This window comes from Borreliella afzelii, from assembly GCF_014202295.1.
Taxonomy (GTDB): Bacteria; Spirochaetota; Spirochaetia; order Borreliales; family Borreliaceae; genus Borreliella; species Borreliella afzelii.
On sequence record NZ_JACHGM010000014.1, the window covers coordinates 1 to 5283 of the forward strand.

At 28.3% G+C, this 5283-nt stretch carries 9 protein-coding genes; all 9 read left to right on the forward strand.

Annotation, left to right across the window (positions count from 1 at the left end; all coding sequences use genetic code 11):
- The first annotated feature begins 33 nt into the window (after positions 1 to 33).
- The 9 genes from HNP63_RS06105 (at position 34) to HNP63_RS06145 (ending at position 5143) form a co-directional block, all read left to right on the forward strand.
- The gene (locus tag HNP63_RS06105; RefSeq protein ID WP_183227564.1) at positions 34 to 912 is read left to right on the forward strand and encodes a DUF276 domain-containing protein; all 879 of its coding nucleotides are present in this window, start codon (positions 34 to 36) and stop codon (positions 910 to 912) included.
- A 5-nt stretch (positions 913 to 917) separates the two neighbouring features.
- A complete protein-coding gene (locus HNP63_RS06110) occupies positions 918 to 1523 on the forward strand; it encodes a DUF735 family protein (protein ID WP_183227566.1) in 606 nt (201 codons plus the stop codon).
- A gap of 9 nt (positions 1524 to 1532) precedes the next feature.
- Complete coding sequence (locus HNP63_RS06115) at positions 1533 to 2339, forward strand: DUF685 domain-containing protein (RefSeq protein WP_014486127.1); 807 nt, start codon at positions 1533 to 1535, stop codon at positions 2337 to 2339.
- Between the two features lie 71 nt (positions 2340 to 2410).
- Positions 2411 to 2605 carry a BlyA family holin gene (locus HNP63_RS06120; RefSeq protein ID WP_044052706.1) on the forward strand — a complete coding sequence of 65 codons (195 nt, stop codon included), beginning with the start codon at positions 2411 to 2413 and terminating at the stop codon, positions 2603 to 2605.
- A 3-nt stretch (positions 2606 to 2608) separates the two neighbouring features.
- Positions 2609 to 2956 (forward strand): BlyB family putative holin accessory protein, encoded by a 348-nt coding sequence (locus HNP63_RS06125; protein WP_014486129.1) that lies wholly within the window; start codon positions 2609 to 2611, stop codon positions 2954 to 2956.
- On the forward strand, positions 2946 to 3281 hold the full coding sequence (locus HNP63_RS06130; protein ID WP_183227568.1) for a BlyB family putative holin accessory protein: 336 nt from the start codon (positions 2946 to 2948) through the stop codon (positions 3279 to 3281). Before HNP63_RS06125 ends, HNP63_RS06130 begins: the two co-directional genes overlap by 11 nt.
- Entirely contained in the window at positions 3274 to 3639 is a 366-nt protein-coding gene (locus HNP63_RS06135; RefSeq protein ID WP_183227570.1) for a BBA14 family lipoprotein, read from the forward strand. Before HNP63_RS06130 ends, HNP63_RS06135 begins: the two co-directional genes overlap by 8 nt.
- A gap of 88 nt (positions 3640 to 3727) precedes the next feature.
- Positions 3728 to 4324, forward strand: a complete 597-nt coding sequence (gene bdr, locus HNP63_RS06140) for a Bdr family repetitive protein (RefSeq protein WP_183227572.1) — start codon at positions 3728 to 3730, stop codon at positions 4322 to 4324.
- A 153-nt stretch (positions 4325 to 4477) separates the two neighbouring features.
- The gene (locus HNP63_RS06145; RefSeq protein ID WP_012579221.1) at positions 4478 to 5143 is read left to right on the forward strand and encodes an Mlp family lipoprotein; all 666 of its coding nucleotides are present in this window, start codon (positions 4478 to 4480) and stop codon (positions 5141 to 5143) included.
- The last annotated feature ends 140 nt before the right edge of the window (positions 5144 to 5283 follow it).

A 5283-nucleotide genomic window follows, 5' to 3' on the forward strand; every position in this document is an offset into this window, starting at 1 on the left:
CTCTGGTGATATTTTGAATATGGAGTTTAATTTATGAGTATTGTTTTTGATTCTGATTTTGGTATTCTAAAGCGCACAATTAGGGATATAGTACGAACTAAAAGAGAATACTTGCGAGTAAATTATGGGATTAACATTGATGATAGTAATAGCTCAATTTACAACATTATTGCATCTTCTTTGGCATTAATTGAAGAAGAAATAATTAATGAACTTAATCTCTTTTTTTCTAAAATGAAACCGGGTGGTACTTATTGGGCTGCTATTGAAGAACACATTTCTTCCAAAAGCACAACTTACAGCGCAGTTCGCAATGCTTTACTTAATCTTAATGGGATAGAACATGCTAACATTAAAAGTTCAGCTGGTAAAGCTAATATATATCTGATTCTAAAAGAAGATTTACTAGACACTAATAAAACTAATATTAACAACCCCGAATTTAAGGCTAAACTTTGGGAAACATTATATCTAACAACTCCTAGTGGCACTTTACTTGAGGGAGACATAGAAATTGATGGACTCAACTCAACCGGGCAACTTAAATCCTACAAAATATTTCTAGGAAAAAGAAAATATGTTTATATGAAAGTGAAGTACAAACTTGATCTTAAAAACTATCTCTACTTAAACATAGACTCTCAAATTAGAAACATATATTCTAGGATTATTTCAAATAACTATTCTGATATGGGCATTAGCTTTGAATATCAAGACTTTTTTGCTCCAGTTAATGAAGTAAAAGGGATTAAATTTATGGAAATTAAAGTTTGTGTTAAAGATACAGACACTAAAAGTATTTCAAAAATCAGTGATAGCGAGTTTCAAACAAATCAAGATATTGCTATCAATGATGATACAATGCTACTTTTCAATACAACTGAACGACTACTTATTGACATTGATACTTGATAAATATGAAAATACCCAATTTTTTAAAAAACACTGAAATTCAAAAATTTATACTCACAGAAACTGAATACGCACAAAAACTGCTTAATGAGCTTAAGTTTCTTAATTCTAACTTCATATCCATTGATGCAAAAGAAAATATAAAATCAAGATATATTGCTATATGGATATCTCAAGTCTTATCAATTTTCTATGCAAAAACTCAAACTTTACAAAGTATTACAAGCAATATCAATAGTGTTATTGTTGCTTTACGTCATATTGGTACTGATGAGTCCTTTAGACTGATTTTTAAGGCTTTTTTGAATGTGGATATTTCAATTACTACCCCTGAAGCTGGTGTTATTGATATCTCTTTAAAAGGGGCAATAAAGACAAACTTTACTACATTTATTTCACCTAGTACTGCAAAAGGCAAACGGCCTAAAAAGATACTAATTAGAGAAAAGAAAAAAGGATACGCTGCATCTAAAAAGGCTTTGGTATTCAACTCACTTCCCAAAGGCTATGATCATTCAATTTATGCTTTTATAAAGGGGATTATTCCTATTGGTAGGGTTCTTAAAATCAATAATGAAGATGGCAACAATATTATTACGTTTAACAATTAAGGGGGCTTTATGGCTGGAGAAGAAGAAAAATTACTAATTGATGAAGAAGAAATAGTTCAAATCAAAGATTTAAATAAAGTAACGACCGTTAATAACAACGATCTTTTATTACTTGATGATGGAGTTGCAAGTAGCAACGCTATTACTTATGAAAATTTTTTGAAAACCACTAAAGACAAAACATTTAAAGGTGAAGGACTCGGCTATTTTAAAGAGATAATTAAATCTACAATCGCTGAAGAACTTGCAGCTGATGAAGAGTTTGTAGAAAAAATTTATGAGAAAGTAATAGACAAACTAATTGGTAATAATTCTAATAAGCTTTCAAGCCTTTTTAGTAAAATTAAATCACGCCTTACAGATAGCATATCATCAGCTACTCTATCTAGATATGATGATCTTTTGATAATGTCTTCTTCAAGTATTCAAAAAACACCTGTTCCTAAACAATTACTAGGAGTGCCATCTGACTTTTCCTTTGGTGGCAGGGTTGCGGGCTCTACAATTTATTGGACTAGCTACGAACAAAAAAGAATAGTTATTGATATGGAAAGTTATAACGATGTGAATCTTATTTTTCATAAAAGTTATGACGATCAAATCATTTATCTTGATATAGAACTTGAGATAAAACATCATTACAATGAGACGAGAAAATTATACCTAAAATATTCAGATGAATCTGAAACAAATTTAGTTTATCGACATAAAAGCTACTCTGATATTGACTCTAGATTTCCAATATATAAAGGATGGTATATGCAAAAAAGATCCTACTTATCAGGAAGTCAAGTCCCATATCTTATGAAATTGTAAACTTTTTAGCAAAAATTGCAATTTTGGTATATAATGTATATACAAATAAAAATTAAAATGAGGGATTAAAAATGGATATTAAAATAACAGAACTTCTTATTAATCTAAATGAAATAAAACTCATAGCCGTAATGATTTTTGTAACAGTCCTGGTTTTAGGGGCACTAATTCTTCTCAAACCTTTACTAAAAGACATATTATCCATAGTAATAGGCAAACTTTTTAAAAATGGAAATGGTAATAATCATATCAAAAAACGGGATTAATTTATGAAATTATCTAAAGATAATGTTGAACTTGGACTTACGTCTTTATCAAACCTTATTGATATATTTTCTAAATTTGAAGATGAATTTGATGAGGCTGCACACAAAGGATTCTTTTTGGTTTATGAGCTGTATTCTCATTACCAATTAATCTATACGGCAAATATGGAAAGACTTGAGAGTGCATTAACCCCTACAATAGCTAAAACACTCGCTCCAATAAATGAGAAAATCAATCAATGTATTGATCTAGTTAACTCTGATGAGAAAAATCTAAAAATATCTAATAAGCTCAAATTCAATCAGGAAGGAAAACCTATCTACAAGGAAGAAACAAATAATGCAAAATAACACTATTGGCTTAGGGCTTAATTTACTATCAAGCTTAACTAACATAGCTAAAACTGATACAAACATAGATCATAACTACATTAATACTTTTAGCAAAGTAATAGATTTTTTCTACAAAACATATATGAGCACACTAAAATCTATGGAAACAGTCGAATCAACAAAAATATTAGAAGAAATACAAGACATATTAAAATACAATATTGAGATAATAGAGGCTATTTCTAATAATAAAAGTAATAAAATTATCTCCTCATTAAAAGCAAAACGCAATAAAATCATGAGAGAATATATTAATATCCTTAAAAGGGATGAAAATGCTTAAACTAGCAAACTACTTGTTACTTACTTTACTACTATGTTGCAATACTATTGCTAGTTTACCAGATGAACCAAAACCACCAATTATTCAAACACTGGGCTCTTTAGCTAAATATGAGACAAAATTATCAGATTATGTTATGTACCTTATAACATTCTTAGCTAAAACAAAAGTAAAAGTTAATGATCCAAATTATCCAGAATATACTTTTCCAGACTTATCAACACTAAGAGACGAACACTCCATAACTTCAATCAAACATAATATCAAAATACTTTTAGAGTACATTCAAAAAACAAAACCCATAGCACAAAAAGTCTATAATCAATATTCCTTAGTTAAAAATGTAAATTACAAATAAGTTGTTCTTGCAAGAACTTATACTTTATATGTAAAAATATCTAAAGCTAACTAAAATAGTGTATAATAGACTGTAAAGGGAAAATATTATGAAACCAGCACTACCAAATATTGCAAGTGTAACTGAAGAACAAATATACAATGAGTTTATAAGATTGGGCATGGAACAACTAATAGCACAAGATTTATCTAAAAGATATTATCACAATGAACTTACATATAGGGATTTAGAAAATCTAGAAAAACAATTTGGGATAAAGTTTGATAATCTTGTTTCTAAGATTGATAGTGTAGAAAAGAATTTAGACACTAAGATAGATAGTGTTAAAAGTGAACTTAATACTAAAATTGATGGTTTAGAGACTAAAATAGATAGTGTAAAAAATGAACTTAATACTAAAATCGATTTCGTAGAAAAGAATTTAGAGACTAAAATAGATGGTTTAAAGAATGAATTTAATGCCAAAATAGATGGTTTAAATACTAAGATAGAAAATTTAGATACTAAGATTGATACCGTAGAAAAGAATTTAAAAAAAGATATGAAAATTAATAGCGAATTGTTATTAGAAAAACTTAAGGTAAGTAATAGATTAATAATTATTATTACTGTAATAATAGCTCCAATTGCTATATCTAGCATAGCAAATATTATTACGTCGATAATTAATGGGTTTCCTAAATAGAAATTACAAATAATCCTTAAAACATATATAATTTATAATTTCCAAACAATCCCCTAAAAACCAGCAATATTTCTCAAAATAGGATCTATACTTACAAGAGTAAACTTTTTTGTTACTTAATGTATTGTACTGAAGATAAAAAAAGGAGTAATAATGAAAATTATAAATATATTGTTTTGTTTGTTTTTAATTATGCTAAGCGGCTGTAATTCTAATGATAATGACACTTTTAAGAAAAATAATATAAACAACACCCAGGAAGTAAAAAGCAGGGGGAAACGTGATTTAGACACAAAAGAATCGCAACAAGAAAAAATTACTTTAACTGATGAAGAATCAAAATTATTTAATTCATTGGTAACTGCGTTTAAATACACAATTGAAAAAGTAACTAATGGAATACAAGGGTGTCCTAAGGACAATAAGAGCAAATGTACTAACTTTTTTGATTGGCTTTTAATAGATATCCAAAAACAAAAAGAATTGGCTGGTGCTTTTAAAAAGGTTTATGAATTTTTAGAGGGAAAAAGACAATCAAAAGAAAAAGATAAAGATTTTGATACTTATATTAAAGACGGTATTAACTGTAAAGTAACCAAAGATAATGCTCAAAATCAGAACGGCAACCAAAATCAAAACGATTGTGACAAAGACAATAAATATGGAAACGGTACCAACGAAATAGAACAATATTTCAGGGGTGTAGCTAATGATATGTCTAATAAAAATGACAATGATGAAATTTATCAGTACCTTAAAGAAGAACTTGAAAAGACCGACAATCATTATGCTGGTCTTACATCCAATTGGAACAACTAAAAACAGTACTTAATTACACATTCTTGATTATTATACGAATAGCAAAGCCCCCTTATTTGGGGGCTTTAAACATATTGCTATGCTGCAAATATAAAATCAAATTGTTTATCTTCTTTTAACGAGTCAAAGAATATTAATGG

Bases quoted from the DNA above. Each gene is read 5' to 3' on its own strand.
- HNP63_RS06135 (WP_183227570.1), top strand. From the start codon at position 3,274: ATGCTTAAACTAGCAAACTACTTGTTACTTACTTTACTACTATGTTGC.
- HNP63_RS06120 (WP_044052706.1), top strand. From the start codon at position 2,411: ATGGATATTAAAATAACAGAACTTCTTATTAATCTAAATGAAATAAAA.
- HNP63_RS06145 (WP_012579221.1), top strand. From the start codon at position 4,478: ATGAAAATTATAAATATATTGTTTTGTTTGTTTTTAATTATGCTAAGC.
- HNP63_RS06130 (WP_183227568.1), top strand. From the start codon at position 2,946: ATGCAAAATAACACTATTGGCTTAGGGCTTAATTTACTATCAAGCTTA.
- HNP63_RS06125 (WP_014486129.1), top strand. From the start codon at position 2,609: ATGAAATTATCTAAAGATAATGTTGAACTTGGACTTACGTCTTTATCA.
- HNP63_RS06115 (WP_014486127.1), top strand. From the start codon at position 1,533: ATGGCTGGAGAAGAAGAAAAATTACTAATTGATGAAGAAGAAATAGTT.
- HNP63_RS06105 (WP_183227564.1), top strand. From the start codon at position 34: ATGAGTATTGTTTTTGATTCTGATTTTGGTATTCTAAAGCGCACAATT.
- bdr (WP_183227572.1), top strand. From the start codon at position 3,728: ATGAAACCAGCACTACCAAATATTGCAAGTGTAACTGAAGAACAAATA.
- HNP63_RS06110 (WP_183227566.1), top strand. From the start codon at position 918: ATGAAAATACCCAATTTTTTAAAAAACACTGAAATTCAAAAATTTATA.